Origin of the sequence: Amycolatopsis sp. NPDC004169 (genome assembly GCF_040610315.1) — a bacterium.
In the GTDB taxonomy this organism is placed as follows: domain Bacteria; phylum Actinomycetota; class Actinomycetes; order Mycobacteriales; family Pseudonocardiaceae; genus Amycolatopsis.
Genome location: NZ_JBEXMD010000062.1, coordinates 11,581 through 30,920, shown reverse-complemented (window position 1 = coordinate 30,920; position 19,340 = coordinate 11,581). Strand labels below are relative to the sequence as shown.

The following is a 19,340-nucleotide window of genomic DNA, read 5'->3' as shown; positions in this document are numbered from 1 at the left end:
GCGCGCTGACCGCCACCTGACTACGCGATGGTGCGGTACTTGCGGAAGCTCAGGAAGCCGGTCAGCGCCAGCGTGAGGACCAGGGTGATCGCCACGACCACGCCGGGGTGCTGGGCCGGGAAGCCCGTCTCGTCGACCGGCGTGCCCCACATGCGGCGGACCGCCGTGGTCACCGAGCTGACCGGGTTCCACTCCGCCACCGGCCGCAGCCACGCCGGCAGGCGGTCGGTCGACATGAAGGCGTTGGAGAGGAAGGAAAGGCCGAGCGTCGCCACCGCGCCAATGCCGTCGATCGCCTCGGGGTTGCGCAGGGACAGCCCGAGCAGGATGCCGACCCAGATCATCGCGTAGAGGAACACGACGAGCAGGGCGAGCCCGCCCAGCAGCGGCAGGAACCCGGTGTGCACCCGGCCGCCGACGAGCAGCCCGGAGGCGACCGTGATGGCCAGTGCGATCAGGCCGACCACGAAGTCGCCGAGTGAGTGCCCGATCAGCACGGCGGGCCGGACGATCGGCAGCGAGCGGAACCGGTCGGTCAGGCCGCCGTTGAGGTCGGTGGCGACGGCGATCGCGGTGGGCGCGATGCCGGCCAGGCCGACCTGCATCAGCGCGGCCGGGAACAGGAACTCCGGGTAGCTGCCGCTGCCCGGCACGATCACCGCGTCCTTGAACACGTACCCGATCGCCAGCATGGTGATCAGCGGGTTGAGCGTGACCGCGAGCAGGCGGGCGGGCACGTTGCGCAGGTGGGTCAGCCGGCGCCCGGCGAGCGCCAGCACCTCCACCACGGCGTCGGAAACCCGCCCGGTGCGCGCCGGGGTGAGCACAGTCATTCGTCCTCCTCGGAAGAGCCGTCCAGAGCGGCGGCGACGATCCGGCCGATGGCGGCCTGGGCTTGCGGGTGCATCATGAATTCGTGCCCGCAGCCGATGCGGTGCGTCTCGATCGCGCCGTCGACGTGCGGTGCCCAGCGGCCGGGCCGCTCGGCGAGGTCGGCCTCGGACAGCCCCTCGGCGGCCAGGAACAGCCGCAGGCGGCCCGAAAAGCGGGCGGGCTCGTACCGGACCGCGAGCTCGCCGTTGTTGCTCATCACGTCGAGCACGCGGGACATGCGTTCCTCGCCGATCCCGGCCAGCCGCGAACCGCCGCGGCGCAGGACGTCGATGACGGCCGCCGGGGACAGCTCGGCGTTTTCGTCCGCGTCGTGACCGAGGTGCTCGAGGAAGCTGACGAGCAGTTCCTGCCGGGTGGGCGGGGTCTGGCCGGCCGAGCCGACCGGGAAGCTGTCGAGCACGCACAGTGTCTCGACGCGTTCGCCCGCTTCCTGCAGCTGCACGGCGATCTCGTGCGCCAGCAGCCCGCCGAACGACCAGCCGAGCAGGTGGTACGGGCCGGACGGCTGGATCGCGCGGATCCGGGCGGCGTACTCCTCGGCGACGTCCTCGACGCTGACCGGCAGCTCGCCGCCGGAGCCGATGTGCGGCGACTGCAGCCCGTACATCGGCCGTCCCGGGTCGAGGTACTGGACCAGCCCGAGGTACGGCAGGCTCAGCCCGAGCCCGGCGTGCACGCAGAACAGCGGTTCGCGGTCGCCGTCCGGCCGGATCGGCAGCACCGGGGCGAACGGGTCGAGCACGTCGCCACCGTCACCGTCACCACCGTCGCCGGTGCCGGCCAGTGCGGCCAGTCGCTCGACCGTCGCGTGCGTGAGGACGTCCGCGACGGTGAACCGCAGGCCGGCGTGGCGGGCCAGCGCGACCAGCCGCACCGAGAGCAGGCTGTTGCCCCCCAGTGCGAAGAAGTCGGCGTCGGCGTCGACCTCGGGCAGGCCGAGCGTCTCGGCGAACGCCAGGCGCAGGACCTCCTCGGCCGGGGTGCTGCCGTCCGGTTTCGTGGCCGGGGCGGGCAGCCGCGCGTGGTCGAGTTCGCCGTCCTGGGTGAGCGGGACGGCGTCGAGCTCGACGATCGCCGACGGCACCGCGAAGTCCGGCAGTTCCCGCGCCAGGTGCTCGCGCAGGCCATCCCCGCGGCCGACGACGTAGGCGACGAGCCGGTCGTCGCGGACCACGACCTCGGCCGCGGCGACGCCGGGGTGCCGCAGCAGTGCGGCCTCGACCTCGACCGGCCGGACGGCGAACCCGCGCGCCCGCACGGCGCCGTCCGCCGGTTCGAGCGTGCCGTCGAGGCGGCGGCGGACGATCTCGCCGGTGCGGAACATCCGCTCCCCCGGGACGAAGGGGTCGGCGACGAACCGCGTGGCGGTGCGGCCGGGGTCTCCCGCGTAACCGCGGGCGAGGCCCGGGCCGGTGAGCCAGAGTTCGCCGTGTGCGCCCGGCGGGACCGGGTGGAGGGTCTCGTCGAGGACGTACGCGCCCGTGAGGTGCGGCAGGGTGCCGGGTTCGGCGTGGCCGGTGCGGCCACGGTGGTGGAGGTGGACTTCGGCACCGGCGCGGGAGAGCCGTTCGGTGAGCGGCGCGGCGAGGGGTTCGCCGGTGACGATCAGCCGGACGCCGGCGAGCGCGGTTTCGTGGCCCGCGGCGAGCGCGCGGACCTGGTGGGCGGTGGCGAAGAGGACGGCGGGCAGATCGCCTTCGAGGAGCCGGGCGAGTGCGGGCGCGTCGCCGGCACCGAAGTGGACGGAGCCACCGGCCGCCAGTGCGGCGAGGGTGACGGGGACGGCATCGGACAGTTCGGGGACGATGACCCGGCTGCCGTCCGGAATGGACTCCCGCAGGGCGGCGACGGACGCGGCGAGGGCACGCCGGGAGAGGACGGTGCCGTCGGGCAGGTGGGCGGCCGCATGCGCGGGAGACACCGGCACGGCGGCGGAGGAATCGGCCTCGCTCGGTGAGCGGCCGGCCCCGGCCACCGGTGCACCACCGACCCCGCCGGAAGCCGGCGGGCGGGCCACCTCGGCCACCGCCGGGCCGCTCCGCGAGCCGCGAACCCCGCCGGAAGCCTGCGGGCCGGCGACCTCGGTCTCCGCGGCGGATTCCCCGGCCGGTTCGAGCAGCCGATAGGCCGCCCCCGCTTCGAGTGCCGCCAGGACCTGGACCATCCGGTCCACCGGCGAGGCCGTCGCGATCGATACCGTCCACTCCGGACCCGCGCCGCGGGCCTTCAGCTTCCGGGCCTCCGCGGTCACCCTGCGGCGCAGCTGGGCGTGGCTGAGCCGCACGCCGTCCCCGAGCAGCGCCGGGCCGCGGCCGGTGAGCAGCACCGGCAGTTCCGACGGCTCCACCGGGACCACGGCCGGTTCGGCCGGGGCCAGCTCGATCCCGCTCAGCGGCCGTCCCGGGTCCTCGGCCACCGCCGCCAGCAGCCGGTTCAGCCGCGTGGCGAGCAGCTCCGCCGTCTCCGGGGTGAACAGGTCGGCGCAGTACTCGATGCTGCCCTCCAGTCCCCCGTCGCCCGGCCGCTCGCCGAGCTGGAACGTCAGGTCGAACTTGAACTTCGCGCCGGTCGCCGGGAGGATCTCCGGCCGCACCGCGAGGCCGCCGATCGTGAAGCGCGGGTCCGGGACCTCGTAGTACGACAGCATCACCTGGAACAGCGGCGGCCGCGCCAGCGAGCGCGCGGGCCGGGCCAGCTCGAGCAGGAGCTCGAACGGCAGGTCCTGGTGCGCGTACGCCTCGAGGTCGGTGTCGCGCACCCGGGCGACCAGCTCGGCGAACGTCGGGTCGCGGCCGGTGTCGGTGCGCAGGACCAGCGTGTTCACGAAGAACCCGACCAGGTCGTCGGTCACCGCGTCCGAGCGCCCCGCGACCAGGCTGCCGAGCGGGATGTCCGTGCCCGCGCCGTGCTTGGTGAGCAGCGCGGCCACCGCCGCCTGCAGCACCATGAACACGCTGGCGCCGGACCGGCGGGCCAGCTCGGTCAGTGCCTGGTGGACGGCCGGGGACACCTCGAAGCCGACCGAGCCGCCGCGGAAGGCGGTGGCGGCGCGGCGCGGGAGGTCCGCGGGCAGCCGCAGCTCGTCGGGCAGGCCGTCGAGCGCGGTGCGCCAGTACTCCCACTGCCGGTCCACCGCGGCCCGGTCGTCGAGCAGTTCGCGCTGCCAGACCGCGTAGTCGGCGTACTGCGCCGTCAGCGGTGCCCAGCCGGGCGCGGTGCCCCGCACCCGGGCGTCGTAGGCGGTCGCCAGGTCGCGCGCCAGCACGTCGACGGACCAGCCGTCACCCGCGATGTGGTGCAGGGCGAGCAGCAGGACGTGCTCGCTGCCGTCCCCGACGCGGTACAGGGTGGCGCGCAGCGGGCAGTCGACGGCGAGGTCGAACCCGCGGGCCACCTCGGCTTCCACGGCCGCGGTGAGCTCGTCCTCGGTCACCCGCGCCGTGGCGAGCGGGGCGTCCGGGGCGGACGGCAGCACCCGCTGGTACGGGACGCCGTCGACGTCCGGGAAGACCGTGCGCAGGATCTCGTGCCGCTCGACGACGTCGCCGAGCGCGGCCGCCAGTGCCGCCGGGTCGAGTTCGCCGCCGAGCCGGACGGCCAGCGGGATGGTGTACCCGGAGCTTTCCAGGCGGTTCAGGAACCACATCCGGGTCTGCGCGTGGGACAGCGGGATCCGCTCCGGCCGGGCGAGCTTGCGGAAGCCGGCACCCGCCTGGCCCGCGGAGACGAGCCGCCCGGCGAGCCTGCCGACCGTCCGCGCCTCGAACAGGTCGCGAATGGACAGTTCGGCGGCCAACGCGGACCGGACCCGGCTGACGACCGAGTTGGCCAGCAGGGAGTGCCCGCCGATGACGAAGAAGTCGTCGTCGATGCCGACCTCGGGGACGCCGAGGACGTCGGCCCAGATTTCGCACAGGGTGGCTTCGACCGGGGTGCGCGGCCCGCGGGCGGCGGGCCCGGCCTGCTGTTCCGGTGCGGGCAGCGCCTTGCGGTCGATCTTGCCGTGCGCGGTCAGCGGGAAGCGGTCGAGGACGAGGTACGCGCCGGGGACCATGTACGCCGGCAGCTGCGCGGTCAGGTGCTCGCGCAGTTCGTCGGCGGTGGCGGTGCCGGTGACGTAGGCGACGAGCCGCCGGTCGTTGCCGCTGCCGTGCACGGTGACGACCGCTTCGCCGACGCCCGCGTGCGCGGCCAGGCCGGCTTCGATCTCGCCGAGCTCGATGCGGTGGCCGCGGATCTTGACCTGGAAGTCCCGCCGTTCCACGAACTCCAGCTGACCATCCGCGCGCATCCGCACGCGGTCACCGGTGCGGTACATCCGCGTTCCGGGCGCACCGAAGGGATCCGCGACGAACACCGCCGCCGTCCGGGCCGGATCGCCGACGTAGCCGCGGCCGACGACCAGGCCGCCGACGAACAGCTCGCCGATGGCGCCCGGGGGCACCGGGCGCAGTTCGTCACCGAGCACGTAGAGCCGCGAATTCCGCACCGCACGGCCGATCGGCACCACGTCGGGACCGGACCGGATCACCGCGTGCGTGACGTCGTCCGAGCACTCGGTGGGGCCGTAGGCGTTCACCAGCGGCACGTCCGGGAACCGGGCGAACCACCGCGAGCACAGGTCCGGCGGCAGCGCCTCGCCGGTCACGACCAGCCAGCGCAACCCCGCCAGGTCCGGCTGCTGCCCGGCCAGGTCCCAGGAATCCAGGGCCGCGCGCAGCAGCGACGGCACGACCTCCAGCACCGACACACCCTCGTCCCGGATCAGCCCGAACAACGCGTCCGGATCCGCCGCCACGACCCGCGACACGACCCGGACCCGGCCACCGACCAGCAGCGGTGCCAGCATCTGCCACACCGAAACGTCGAACGTCACCGGCGCGTTCTGCACCACCACGTCCGACGGCGCCAGACCGAGGTCCTCCACCTTGGCCAGCAGGTGGTTCACCATCCCCCGGCGGTGGACCATCGCGCCCTTCGGACGGCCCGTCGAACCCGACGTGAAGATCACGTACGCCAGGTCCAGACCGGCGTCGCCGGCGGGAACCGGCGCCCAGTCCTCGTCTTCGGCGTCGTCCAGGACCACGATTCCGGTGTCGCCACCGGCGATCTCGGCCGCCAGGTCCTCGAAACCGGGGCCCACCACGACGGACGCGGCGCCGGAATCCGCCAGCAGCCCGGCCAGCCGGGCCACCGGCAGCGTCGGGTCCAGGGGCACGTACGCCGCCCCGGCCCACAACACGCCCAGCACGGCCGTCACGAACCCGGCTCCCGGGTCGGCCAGGATCCCGACCACGCCGTCACCCAGGCGGCGGGACACCGCGCTCGCCCGGCCGGCCAGCGCTCGGTACGAAAGCCACGCCCCGCCGTCGGAGAGGGCGGGCGCTTCCGGGGCCGACAGCGCGAACTCGCGCACCCGGGCCACCACGTCGGGACCGACCGGCCCGGTGGCACCGGCGCCGCGCTCCAGCTCGCCCTCCGGCACCACGTCGATCGCGCCCAGCCGCACCGACGGATCGGCGATCGCGGTGCCGAGCAGGTGCCGGAACACGCCGGTGATCCGGGCGACGCGCTCGGCGTCGAACGCCTCGGGCGCGTAGTCGAAGCGGAAGGCCAGCTCGCTGCCCGGGTTCACGACCAGGCTGAGCGGGTAGTGGCGGGAGTCCTCGGTGACCGCGTCGAGCACGCGGACGTCGTCGCCGAGGACGACATCGTTCTGCTCGCCCTCGGCGGGCACGTTCTCGAAGACGATGGCGGTGTCGAACAGCTCGCCGGTGCCGGCGAGAGCGGGGACGTCGTGCTGCACCTCGGCCAGCCCGACGTGCTGGTAGGCCGACATCCGGGCCTGCTGGTCGCGCAGGTGGACCAGCAGCTCGGTCAGGGTGCCCGCCGGGTCGAGGTCGGCCCGGACCGGCACCGTGTTGATGAACATCCCGACCATGGTCTCCACGCCCGGCAGCTCGGCCGGGCGCCCGGAGGTGACCGAGCCGAACACGACGTCCCGGCGCCCGGTGAGCCTGCCGACCAGGATCGCCCAGCACGCCTGCACGACGGTGTTGAGCGTGAGCTCGTGCCCGCGGGCCCACGCCACGAGTTCGGCGGTCTCGTCGCGGGACAGCACCAGCTCGGCGGACTCCGGCACCGCCGTCAGGTGGCCGTCGAGCTCCGGCGCCACCTTCGTGGGCTCGGTGAGGCCGTCGAGGACTTCGCGCCACGCCTGCCGGGCTTCCCGCTCGTCCTGGCGGCCGAGCCAGGCGAGGTAGTTCCGGAACGAGGCGACCTCCGGCAGCGCGGCCGCCGGGCCGTGGGTGTACAGCGTGGCCAGCTCGCGGATGAGGATCGGCACCGACCAGCCGTCGGTGGCGATGTGGTGCGCGGTCCAGAGGAAGCGGTGGCGCCCGGCCGCGATCTTGATCAGGGTGAACCGGACCAGCGGCGGGTGCGCCAGGTCGAACCGGCGTTCGCGGTCCTCGGCCACCAGCCGGCCCACCCGCTCCTCGCGGTCGGCTTCGGGCAGCGCGGACAGGTCGAGCTCGGTCCACGGCAGGCCGACCTCGGCGGCGATCAGCTGCACGGCGTCGCCGCCGCGGCGGTGCCGGAAGTAGGCGCGCAGAGTGGCGTACCGGCGCAGCAGCGCGGCGCACGCCTGGCGCAGCGCCTCGACGTCGAGCGGTCCGGCGAGGTCCGCGGTGGCCTGCACGGTGTAGACGTCGACGCCGTCCGGGTCGAACTCGGCGTGGAACAGCAAACCTTGCTGCAGCGCGGAAAGCGGCCAGGCGTCCTCGATCCGGCCGCCCTCCGGCGCCAGCTCCCGCAGCTCGTCGCCGGTCAGCTCGACCAGCGGCCCGTCGGCCACGACCACGGCTTCGGCACCCGGCTCGCGGACGGCGACCTGCTCGGCGATCGCGGCCGGGGTCCGGCGCTCGAGGATGTCGCGCGGGGTCAGCTCGATGCCCGCCGTGCGGGCCCGCCCGGCCACCTGGATCGCGCTGATGCTGTCGCCGCCGAGGGCGAAGAAGTTGTCGTCGATGTACACGCGCGGCACCGAAAGCACCTCGGCGAGGATGTCGCAGACGACCGTCTCGACGGTGTTGCGCGGGCGGCGCCCGACGACCTCGGCCCGGAAGTCCGGGGCGGGCAGCGCCGCGCGGTCGACCTTGCCGTGCTCGGTGAGCGGCAGTTCGTCGAGCACGACCAGCGCCGAGGGCACCATGTAGTCCGGGAGCAGCTGCTGGGCGGTGCTGCGCACGTCACCGGCGTCGATCGGCGTCTCGGCGTCGACACCGACGAGGTAGCCGGCCAGTCGCTTGCCGCCGTCGGCGTCGGTGAGCACGCGCACGACGGCGTCCAGGACGCCGGGCACGGACCGCAGCACGCTTTCGATCTCGCCGAGCTCGATGCGGTGACCGCGGATCTTGACCTGGAAGTCCCGCCGCTCCACGAACTCCAGCTGACCGTCCGCGCGCATCCGGACCCGGTCGCCGGTGCGGTACATCCGCGTTCCGGCTTCCCCGAAGGGATCCGCGACGAACACCGCGGCCGTCCGCGCCGGGTCACCCACGTAACCGCGGCCCACCACCAGGCCGCCGACGAACAGCTCGCCGACCGCGCCCGCGGGCACCGGGCGCAGCTCGTCGCCCAGCACGTACAACCGGGAATTCCGCACCGCGTGGCCGATCGGGACCACCTCGACGGCCGACCGGATCACCGCGTGCGTCACGTCGTCCGAGCACTCCGTCGGGCCGTAGGCGTTCACCAGCGGCACCTCGGGGAACCGCGCGGACCACCGGGCGGTCAGGTCCGGCGGCAGCGCCTCGCCCGTCACGACCAGCCAGCGCAGCCCCGAGACATCCGGGTGCTCGCCCAGGGCCCAGGAGTCCAGCGCCGCCCGAAGCAGCGACGGCACGACCTCGAGCACCGACACACCCTCGTCCCGGATCAGGCCGAACAACGCGTCCGGATCGGCCGCCACCGCGCGGGAAACCACCCGGACCCGGCCGCCGACCAGCAGGGGTGCCAGCATCTGCCACACCGAAACGTCGAACGTCACCGGCGCGTTCTGCACCACCACGTCCGACGGCGCCAGACCGAGGTCCTCCACCTTGGCCAGCAGGTGGTTCACCATCCCGCGACGGTGGACCATCGCGCCTTTCGGGCGGCCCGTCGAGCCCGACGTGAAGATGACGTACCCGAGGTCCAGCCCGGCATCACCCCGGGGAACCGGGGCCCATTCGACGTCCTCGGCGTCGTCCAGGCCGACGATCGCGGCTCCGCCGCCGGCCGCGGCCACCACGGAGGCCGCCAGATCCTCGAAGCCCGGACCCACCACCACGGCGTTCGCGCCCGCGTCGGCGAGCAGCCCGGCCAGACGGGCCACCGGCATCCCGGTGTCCAGCGGCACGTAGGCCGCGCCCGACCACAGCACGCCGAGCACGGCCGACACGAACCCGGCCCCGGGCTCGGCCAGCACACCGACCAGGCCGTCACCGGTCAGCCGGCGCGACAGCGCGCTCGCCCGGCCGGCCAGGGACCGGTAGGAGACCCACTCCCCGCCGTCGGCCACCGCGAGCGCGTCCGGCGTGGCCAGCGCGAACTCGCACACCCGGGCCACGACGTCGTCGCCGACCGGCCCGGCCGCACCGACCCCGGCGGCCAGCAGTTCACCGAGTTCGTCGGCCGACACGACGTCGATCGAGCCCAGCACCGCCGAAGCGTCGGCTTCGGCGAGCCGTCCGACGAAACCGGCGAGCCGGTCCAGGTGCGCCAGGACGCCCTCGGCGTCGTAGAGGTCGGGGTTGCCGTTGAGGTGGATCTCGATGGTGTCCTCGGTGACGTCGAGGACGGTCAGCGAAAGGTCGTTGGTGATCCCGGTCGACAGGTTCATCACGCGTGTGTGGCACGCGCCGAGCCGCAGGCCGGGCTCGGGCGGCAGCACGTTGACGAACGGGCCGCCGAACGGGCGGCGCTCGTCGCTGCGCACGCCGATGTCCCGGCGGATCTGGTTGACGTGGTAGCGCTGGTGCTTGAGGGTCGCGGCGAGCTCGCTCGAAGCCTGGGAAAGCAGCTGCGCGATCGACATCTGCGGCTCGACCAGCATCCGGAGCGGCAGGTAGTTCGCGACCATGCCCGGGGTCGCCCGCGAGCGTACGCCCGCGCGCGCCGCGACCGGGACGGTCAGCAGCAGGTCCTTGATGCCCGAAAGCCGTTGCGTGTAGGCCGCCATCGCGGCGATGAAGAACGTCGGCAGCGTCACCTTCGCGGCCGCAGCCGCCTCGCGCACGGCCTTCGCCGTCTCCGGCGGCAGCACCATGGTGCGCCGCAGGAAGCCGCGGGCCGGGGCCGGTTCCTTGCCGGACAGGCTGACCAGGTCGGGGGTCGTGTCGAAGTGCCTGCTCCAGAACGCCTTGTCCCGCAACCGGTGCGAGGAGTCCTGGTAGGCGAGGTCGGCGTCGAGCAGCAGCCGGAACGGCGGCAGCGCGGTGGGCCCGGGGTCCTCCCCGTTCAGCAGCGCGTTGTAGAGCTCGCCCAGCCGTCGGTGGCAGATCGCCGCGCTGAAGCCGTCGCCGATGAGGTGGTGGGTGGTGAGGTACCAGAAGTGCCGCTGCTCCCCCACCTTGATCAGCGCGCCGCGGAAGAGCGGGAAGTCCTCCAGGGAGAACGGGTTCCGCATGTCCTCGTGCATCCAGCCGAGCGCGGCGGCCTCCGGGTCGGCTTCCCCGGTGACGTCCGGGTAGCGGATCGGGAGCTCGTCCAGCGGCTCGATGAGCTGCCGCGGTTCGCCCTCGACCTCGACGAACCGGGCGCGGAAGCACTCGGCTTCGTCGGCCAGCGCGCGCAGGGCGGTCCGGAACACCCCGGCGTCCAGCGGGCCGGTGATGTCCAGGTAGTCCGCCATCGCGTAGGCGAGGCCGCCGCCGGAGAGCTGCTCGTCGTACCAGACGTCGGTCTGTGCGGTGGACAGGGGCAGGAACGCGTCGACCGCGGTCATCAGGGCACCTCGAAGAGTGTTTTGGCGTACGGGGTTTCGTGTTCGGCACCGGCGGCCAGCGCTTCGGGGCCGTAGTTGTCCTTGACCCACTGGTCCTGGTAGATCGTGTCCAGGTAGCGGTCACCGAGGTCGGGTGAGATCACCACCGCCGTGGCCGCGTCGTTGTCCTCCAGCCAGTCCAGCGCGCCCGCCAGCACCATGCCGGAGCCGCCGCCGAGCAGGAAGCCGCTCAGCGCGAGCCGGCGGCACGCCCGGATCGCGGCCGCCTCGTCGACGCGCACCAGATCGTCCACAAGGGACATGTCGATGACCGGGAACCGCACGCTGGTGCGCACCGCACGGGTGCGCCGGGCGGCCCGCGGCCCGGGGCCGACGCACTCGACGGCCACGATCCGCACCTGCGGCCGGACCTGGCGCAGGTAGCGGGCGCAGCCGGTGAGCGTGCCCGCCGAGCCGACCCCGACGAAGAGCACGTCGAGGTCCGGCACGGTGCGCAGGATGTCCGGGCCGGTCGAGCGGAAGTGGGCCATCCAGGCGCCGGCGTTGACGTACTGGTCCAGCCAGGTGTAACCGTCGTTCTCCGCGCACAGCCGGCGCACCAGCCGCAGTCCCGCGGCCGGGTCGGCGGCGACCAGCACCTCGGTGCCGAGGTTCTGCATCAGCTGCCGGGTGAGCAGCGTGCTGCGCGGGTCGGTCACGCAGACGAACCGGTAGCCGCGGCTGGCCGCGACCAGGCTCAGCGCCACGCCGAGGTTGCCCGACGACGTCTCGACGATGGTCGAGCCCGGGCGCAGCACGCCCGCGCGCTCGGCCAGCGTCACCATCTCCAGCGCGGGCTTGAGCTTGCTCGACCGCGCGAAGTTGAAGCCCTCGCACTTCATCAGGACCCGCCGGCCGACGATGCGTTCGAGGTCGACGTACAGGTCCGTGACGTCGAACTCCTCCGGCCTGGTGATCACCTGCACGACGCACCTCCGGTCGGCGTTTTCCCGGCGTGCGCGGGAAAGGGCTCACCCCGGCCGACCTTGCCGGCGACCAGGCCCTGGAAGACGGTGAGCTTCTGGATGTTGCCGGCGCCTTCCATGAACTCGACGCCGCGGGCGTCCCGGACCAGCTTGTCCAGCGCCGGGTGGTCCCAGCGGGCCGACGGCCCGAAGAAGCCGCAGGCTGCGAGCGTGGCCTCCTCGGCCAGCCGGCACGCTTGCGCCTTGGCGGCCGAGGCGAGGTGGCCGCGGGAGCCGTCGGCGTCGACCTCGATGGCGGACAGGTGCACCAGGTGGCGGACCCCCTCGATGCGCCGGCCCAGCTCCTCGAGCCGGTCGCGGCCGTCACGGCCGAGCCCGCCGTGTTCGGTGCGCACGTAGTCGTGCGCGGCCGCGGCGATGCCGACCGCGATCGCGGCGACACCCGGCCGCAGCCGGTTGAAGGTCTGCACGCACGCCCACATGCCCCGCCGGGCGGGCGAGCGGTCCCGGCCGAGCACGCGCTCGGCGGGCACCTCGACGCCGTCCAGCGTCACCTCGCAGATCCGCGCGGCCCGCAGGCCCAGCGACTCCAGCGGCCGGGCGTGGAAACCCGGGTCCGCCGTGTCGACCAGGACCGCCGTCACGCCCAGCGGGCCGGGCCCGGTGCGGGCGAACACGACCCCCAGCGCGGCCCGGGCGGCGTTGCCGACGTACTTCTTGCGGCCGTCGAGCCGGTGCGGCCCGCCGTCCGGCGAGATCTTCAGCGCCGTCTCCAGCGCGGTGGCGTCGGAGCCGCGATCCGGCTCGGTGAGCGCGAAGAACGTCCAGGTCGGCCGCTCGAGGAGCCGGCCGTAGAACCACTCCTTCTGCTCCCGGTCGGCCAGCACGTCGACGAGCACGCCGGACATCGACGCGCCCGGGCCGGCCAGCATCAAGCCGGCGTCGCCGCGGGCGAGCTCTTCGAGCACCACCGCCCGCTCGATCGCCGTCATGCCGTGGAAGCGGTGGGCGCCAAGGCGCAGGCCGGCGCCCCCGAACTCCTCCGGGACGAGCATGGCGGCCAGGCAGCGGACGCCGGCCAGCTCCAGGAGCTCGCCGACGCCGTCCGGGTCGGTGTCGAGCCCGGCGCCCGCGGTGCGGAACTCCGCACCCCACTGCCGGGCCGCGTCCCGCAGCGTCACCAGCCGCTCGTCCAGCACGGTCGCCGTCACGCCACGGCCTCCGGCGTGTAGGCCCCGGCGAGCAGCTCGGAGACGTCGGCGACCTCGCCCGCGCCACCGCGGACGTACCCCGCCGCGCCCAGCAGGCGCAGCAGGACGCGGTCGGTTTCGGTGAGCCGCCGGTGCAGGTAGGCCAGGGCCTCCGGCGGCGGGCCCGCCTCGTGCGCGGTCAGGAAGGCGCGTACTTCGAGCTGCCCGGTCAGCGCCTCGGCGACGGCACCCTGGACCATCTGGCGGCGCAGCAGGGTGGTGTCGCCGCTGCGCCGCCCGCCCAGGTAGGCGAGCCCGGTGTCGAGCAGGGCGCCGGACAGGCCCAGCCGCAGCCACACCGACCCGGTCGCCAGGACCGGGTCGGGCCCGCCCGCGGGCCGCGGGGCCCGCACCAGGACGACGGGGCCGCCGGGCAGCTCCGCCGTCCGGACCACGAGCACGTCGCCGTCGCGGTCCGCCGGTCCGGCCGGCCGGACCGCGGCGCCACCGGCCCCGGCCGCGTCCGCCCCGGCGGGCAGGGCCGCGTGGAGCACGGCCAGTGCCGGGGCCATCCCTTCCGCCCGGGCGGTGTCGTGGCACCGCACCCAGGTCGCCGTGATCGGCGGCGAGATCGTGGTCATCGCTCAGGCGGCCATTTCCGCCGAGACGAACCGGGCCAGCGACCCGACCGACTCGAAGTGGCTCATTTCCAGGTTCTCCGCGTCGAATTCGATGCCGAGCGCCTCTTCCAGCTGCATCAGCAGCTCGAGCACGCCGGTGGAGTCGAGGCCGGCGTCCGCGAGCCGGGTCTCCGGGCCGAGGTCGGCCACCTCCGCCTCCAGCACCGATTCGAGTGCGGCGCAGATGCCCGCGACGACGCGGTCGTCCAGGACCTCCGCCGATCCAGCCACGGTTTCCGTCACTTCACTCACCATTCCCTTCGTAAGACAGCAGCAATTACCCCTGGCCAGGACGAACCGGGCCGCGAGTTCTTTTCTTTTCCGGGTGGCGTCCCTAGCCCGCCACGACCCGGTCGAGCAGGGCGAGCCCACGGGCCTCGCGCCGCCGCAGCCCCCGTGAGGTGCGCAGCGGGTCCCAGCCGGGCTCGCGTTCCGGGAGCAGTTCGGGGTTTCCCAGCGCGCCCTCCGCGAGCACCGGACGGCCGAGGATCGTCGAAGCGCACAACGCGCCTCCGGTGGCGACCCCCACGATCCCGCCACCGTGCAAGATGCTCTGGCCGGTCAGGTAGAGACCGTCGATGCCGGAATCGATATCCGGCCGTTGCCCGACGCGGCCCCAGGTCTGCAGGCCGTAGGCGCTGCCCCCGGTCGAGAGCGTGTAGCGCTCCTGGGTCAGCGGCGTCGACGTCTCGGCGTGCACGAGGTGCTTGCGGAACGGGCCGATCGCCGCCTCGGCGAGGTCCAGCATCTGTTCGGTCAGCCGGTTCTTCGCGCCGAGGTAGCCGGGTTCGCGGCGGTACCGGGCCCCGTGCGCCGGGCCGTCGGCGAGCCCCCAGTGCGCGTAGCCGGGCGGGCAGGCGGTCATGATCTGGAAGTTCATGTGCCCCGGCGGGCACGCCGAGCCCGGCACCGGGTCCTTCAGGGACGCGAAGGACAGGAACGCGAACGGCAGCTCGTCGAGGTCGCCCGCCTCCACCCGCGCGTAGGCGGCTTCGACGTCTTCGCCCGGCCAGTACCAGATGTTGGCGCTGGGCAGCGGGAGCTCGCGGTCGAGCGCGACGTAGCAGACCGCGAGCGGCAGGCGCATCGTCGCCGTCTCCGCGCGGGCCACCACCGGCTCGGGCAGGTTTTCCCGGCCACCGCACAGTTCCAGGACCGTGCGGCGGTAGTCCGCATTGGACACCACGATCGGGGCCCGGTGCACCGTGCCGTCGGTCAGCCGGACGCCGGCCGCCTTGCCGCCTTCGACCAGGATCTCGTCGACCCGGGTGCGGGTGAGCAGCGTCCCGCCGTGCGACTCCAGCAGCTCGACGAACGACGCGGCGATCACCTGGCCGCCGCCCTCGGGGTAGTAGGCGCCGCGCAGGTAGTCGTCGAGCATCATCGTGTGCGCGACGACGAGGGTGCCGGCCGGCGCGGACCCGTAGTTGCCGGACTGGGCGGCCAGCACCGTGCGCGCCCGCGCGGACAGTCCACAGTGGTCGAACAGCTGCGCCAGCGTCCGGCGGCTCCAACGCAGCATCACGGCCGGCACCCTGGCCGCCGGGCCGTCCGCGGAGGCGGACTGGCGGCAGGCCCGCGCGACGGCCGAGCAGATGTCGACGTAGCGGGTGAGGCCCTCGGCCTCGGCGGGCAACGCGGCCCGCAGGCGGTCGGCGTAGCGGTCCCACCCGGTCGGCACGTCCACCGTGACACTGGGCAGGACGATCCGGTCGAAGCCGTCGGGGTCCATCGGGTGGAAGCGCACCCGGTCGCCGAGGCCGAGGCCGGAGAGCACCCGCGGCAGCAGGCCGTCCGGTCCGCAGTCGCCGAGGTAGTGCACCCCGACGTCGAACTGGTAGGCACGGCGGCGGCGGAACACGTGGCTGTTGCCGCCCGCGACGTCGTGCTGCTCGAGCACCAGGACGCGCATCCCGCTCGCCACCAGGTAGCCGGCGCAGACGAGCCCGCCGATCCCGGAGCCGACCACGATGGCGTCCCAGCGCCCGGCGGCGTTCTCTTCGGTGTTCACGCCCCGACGCTATGCCGGAGCGGTGACCTCGGGCTGACCGCGCGCTGACAATCTGGGGGAGAGCTCGTCAGCGCGACTCTGGGGTCCCCGGCCCGCCCGAGGTCACCTATTCAGGGGCGAGCGTCGAAGGCGACGGCCTGGTGCGCAACGTGAACCACGTCGGCGCGCAGGTGGCCACCACCGTCAGCACGACGGCCAGCCCGAGTATCACAAGATATATCCACAAAGGACCGGACGGGAAGGGGCTGTCCGACACCGCCGCGCTGAAGGGCACCAGCATCGACGCCGCGACCAGCGTGCCGAGGAAAACGCCGATGGCGGCCACGATCCCCGCCTCCACGGCCATCATGCGCATCACCTGGCCCCGCGTCGACCCGATGAGCCGCTGCAGCCCGAACTCGCGCCGCCGGTCCGCCGTCGCCATCACCAGCGTGTTGACCATCGAGATCGCGGCGTACACCAGCAGCAGCCCGACGATCAGGTAGTTGACCCAGGCGTTGGCCTGGACCTCGGCCAGGAACGCCTTGGTGAGCGCCTCCCGGCCGGCCACCTGGACGCCGTCGACGTCCCCGGTGCGGCTGCGCAGCGACGCGAGCAGGTCGCCTTCCGCCGTCCCCGGTTGCGCCATGACGAGGATCCGGTCGGCCGCGCCGGCCGCCGTGTGCGGGGCGAGGGTGTCGGCCGGCATCAGCGCCGACGCCGAGGACGCCGTGGTCCGCAGGGTCGCGACGACGTCCAGGGTGGCCCGGGAACCGTCGCCCAGCCGCATGACGATCTTCGCCCCCACCCCGACCCCGAGCCGCTGCGCGAGGTCCGCGGGCAGCGCGATGGTGTTGCCGTGCAGGGCGTCGAGCTGCCCGGTCGCGACCAGGCTCCCCCACGCCTTCGCCACGCCGTCCGCCGTGACGCCGGTGAGGTCCACGCCGTCTTCGTCCTGGGTCGCGTCCGAGGGCTTTTCGTTGTAGCCCTTGCTGGTCACGAACGCCGTCGCGCCGGCGACGCCGGGGGTCTGCTGCACCTTGGCGATCAGGTCGGGCGGCAGGTCGCCGGTCGCCGAGGTCACAACGGCGTCGGCGAGCAGCGAATCGGTGTACTGCTTCTCCGCGACCGCGACCTCGGTGGTCTGGAAGTACAGCATGAAGATCGCCAGCCCGGTGGCCAGCATGATCGGCGTGACCGCACCGGCCATCGGCATCCAGCGGGCCCGCGCGTTGAGCGAGGCCAGGTAGCCGGGCAGGCCGCCGAACGCGCGGATCGGCCGGCGCAGCAGCCCGACCAGCAGCTTGGTCAGGCCGGGGGCGAACAGCGCGACCGCGGTCGCCACCAGCGTGACGGCCGGGCCCGCCGTGCTCGCCGCGAGCGGGCCGTCGACGACCGTGATCGTCAGGTAGGCCAGCGCGACCGCGCCGATCAGGCTGGACACCCCGAGCCACAGCCGCGCCGGGGTCAGCCAGCGGGTGGGGATCGCCGTCTCCCGCATGGCTTCGACCGGCCGCGTGCGCCCGGCGTACCGGGCGGCGACGAAGGCCGCGCCCCACGCCGAGCTCAGGCCGACGATCGCCGCGGCGACGACCGGGTAGAAGCCCTGCTCGAACTTGAGCACCGGCTGGATCACGCCGAAACCGGTCAGCCGCCCGAAGAGCCACTCCCCGAGCAGCACGCCGGGGACGATCGCGAGTGCCGTGCCCAGCGCGCCGATGATCATCGACTCGCCGGTGATCATCCGGCTCAGCTGGCGCGGGGTCGCGCCGATCGCCCGCAGCATGGCCACCTCGCGGCGGCGCTGCTGCACCGAAAGCGTCAGTGTGCTGGCGACGACGAACATCGCGACCTGCGCCGCGAGGCCGCCGAACACGGCCGCGAGGATGATCAGCAGCTCGCCGTCACCGGCCGCCTTCGCGAACTCGGCGGAACCGCGGGCATCGCCGGTCAGCGTCACCGCGCGCTGGTCGTGCACCGCGGCGGCGACCTTCGCGTCGACGGTGGCGACGTCGGCCCCGGGCGCGAGCTGGACGCCGAACGCGTCCACCTGCCCGGCCGCGGCCTGCAGCCCGGTGGCTTCGGCGGGCGAGAAGAACACCGCGTCGGCGGCCATCACGCGGCCGGCGTCGGCGATCCCGGTGACCTGGTAGGAGTGCACGCCGCCGCGGACGGCGATGTCGGCCTCGGCGCCGGCGTGCGCGCCGATCCGGGCCGCGGTGGCGGAATCGAGCACGACCTCGCCCTCGCGGATCGGCGCGGTGCCTTCGGTCAGCCGGTAGGGCGCCAGCTCGGCGGAAACCCAGCTGTGGCCGGCCTGCGTGCCGGGCACCGACGGGCCGCCGGAGTCGCCGAGCACCTCGGCGTGGAAGGAGACGTCGGGGACCACGTGCGCGACGCCGGGCACCGCGCCGATCGCGGCCGCGAGGCCGGCGTCGAGCCGGACGCGCTCGGACAGCGTCGCGGTCTCGTGGTAGGCGTCTTCGCCGTGGCCGACCGTGGGCAGGTCGTAGGACTGGTTGCCCGCCACCACGATCGGCGCGGCGGCCAGCCGCTGCGGCGGGATGACGGTCCGGATGCCGGTCTCCATCAGGCCGCCGCAGGCGAGCATCACGGCGGTGCCGACGAACACCGAGACGAGGGTGGCGATGAAACCGCCGGTGCGGTGGCGCAGGGTGCGCAGGACGAGGGTCAGCATCAGCGCGTCAGCTCGCTCAGCCAGGGGCCTTCCTGCTGCGGCCGCTGCTCGGCGCGGGCGACCAGGCCGGTCATCCGGCGAGCCACCTCTTCGGGGTTCGGCTGCCGCAGCTCGTCGACGACGCGGCCGTCGGCGAGGAAGAGCACGCGGTCGGCGTAGGAGGCGGCGACCGGGTCGTGCGTGACCATCACGATGGTCTGCCGGGACACGCTCGTCGCCTGCCGCAGCAGGGTGAGCACTTCCTGGGCCGACCGCGTGTCGAGCGCGCCGGTCGGCTCGTCGGCGAAGATCACCTCGGGGTGGGTGACGAGGGCGCGGGCGATCGCCACCCGCTGCTGCTGCCCGCCGGAGAGCTCGCTGGGCCGGTGGTTGCGCCGCTTGCCGAGGCCGACCTGGTCGATGACCCGGTGCACCCAGGCCGGGTCGGCCCGCCGTCCCGCCAGCCGCAGCGGCAGCGTCACGTTCTGCTCGACGTCCAGCGCGGGCAGCAGGTTGAAGGCCTGGAACACGAACCCGATCCGGTCCCGCCGCAGCCGGGTCAGCTCGACCTCGCGCATCGCGCTGAGGTCGGTGCCGCCCAGCACGACCGAGCCGGACGTCGGCTTGTCCAGGCCGGCCGCGCAGTGCAGCAGCGTGCTCTTGCCCGAACCGGACGGTCCCATCACGGCGGTGAACGTGCCACCGGCGAAGCCCGCCGTCACGTTGTCGAGGGCCAGCACCTGGGCCCGGTCCTTGCCGTACGCCTTGCGCACGGACAGCAGCCGCACGACTTCGGCCGTGTCGCCTTGCTGGTACATCTGCGGCTCCCCTACCGTGGCTTCGCTTTCGCGTTTTCCTTACCGGGACCACGGTACGAAGCCGGTGGCCCGATTCCGAGGGTGCTAGGGAGCGGAAGTTTGCGGGGGTTAGCACTACCGCGAAGACGGCTTCCGCCT

The 19,340-nt window shown here is 73.9% G+C and carries 9 protein-coding genes; all 9 read right to left on the bottom strand.

Annotation, left to right across the window (positions count from 1 at the left end):
- Positions 1-20 precede the first annotated feature (20 nt).
- Positions 21-833: an ABC transporter permease gene (locus ABZX11_RS44425; RefSeq protein ID WP_354924727.1), complete on the bottom strand. Its 813-nt coding sequence runs from the start codon at positions 831-833 to the stop codon at positions 21-23.
- The gene (locus ABZX11_RS44420) at positions 830-10,882 is read right to left on the bottom strand and encodes an amino acid adenylation domain-containing protein (protein WP_354924725.1); all 10,053 of its coding nucleotides are present in this window, start codon (positions 10,880-10,882) and stop codon (positions 830-832) included. The genes ABZX11_RS44425 and ABZX11_RS44420 overlap by 4 nt, the downstream gene beginning before the upstream one ends.
- Entirely contained in the window at positions 10,882-11,847 is a 966-nt protein-coding gene (locus tag ABZX11_RS44415) for a pyridoxal-phosphate dependent enzyme (RefSeq protein ID WP_354924723.1), read from the bottom strand. Before ABZX11_RS44415 ends, ABZX11_RS44420 begins: the two co-directional genes overlap by 1 nt.
- On the bottom strand, positions 11,838-13,058 hold the full coding sequence (locus ABZX11_RS44410; protein ID WP_354924721.1) for an acyl-CoA dehydrogenase family protein: 1,221 nt from the start codon (positions 13,056-13,058) through the stop codon (positions 11,838-11,840). The genes ABZX11_RS44415 and ABZX11_RS44410 overlap by 10 nt, the downstream gene beginning before the upstream one ends.
- On the bottom strand, positions 13,055-13,678 hold the full coding sequence (locus tag ABZX11_RS44405; RefSeq protein ID WP_176176695.1) for a DUF2786 domain-containing protein: 624 nt from the start codon (positions 13,676-13,678) through the stop codon (positions 13,055-13,057). Before ABZX11_RS44405 ends, ABZX11_RS44410 begins: the two co-directional genes overlap by 4 nt.
- A 3-nt stretch (positions 13,679-13,681) precedes the next feature.
- Positions 13,682-13,960: an acyl carrier protein gene (locus ABZX11_RS44400; protein WP_254897293.1), complete on the bottom strand. Its 279-nt coding sequence runs from the start codon at positions 13,958-13,960 to the stop codon at positions 13,682-13,684.
- A gap of 91 nt (positions 13,961-14,051) precedes the next feature.
- On the bottom strand, positions 14,052-15,728 hold the full coding sequence (locus tag ABZX11_RS44395) for an NAD(P)/FAD-dependent oxidoreductase (RefSeq protein ID WP_176176693.1): 1,677 nt from the start codon (positions 15,726-15,728) through the stop codon (positions 14,052-14,054).
- A gap of 106 nt (positions 15,729-15,834) precedes the next feature.
- A complete protein-coding gene (locus tag ABZX11_RS44390; RefSeq protein WP_354924718.1) occupies positions 15,835-18,405 on the bottom strand; it encodes an FtsX-like permease family protein in 2,571 nt (856 codons plus the stop codon).
- Positions 18,405-19,202, bottom strand: a complete 798-nt coding sequence (locus ABZX11_RS44385; protein ID WP_176176691.1) for an ABC transporter ATP-binding protein — start codon at positions 19,200-19,202, stop codon at positions 18,405-18,407. Before ABZX11_RS44385 ends, ABZX11_RS44390 begins: the two co-directional genes overlap by 1 nt.
- Positions 19,203-19,340: the final 138 nt, after the last annotated feature.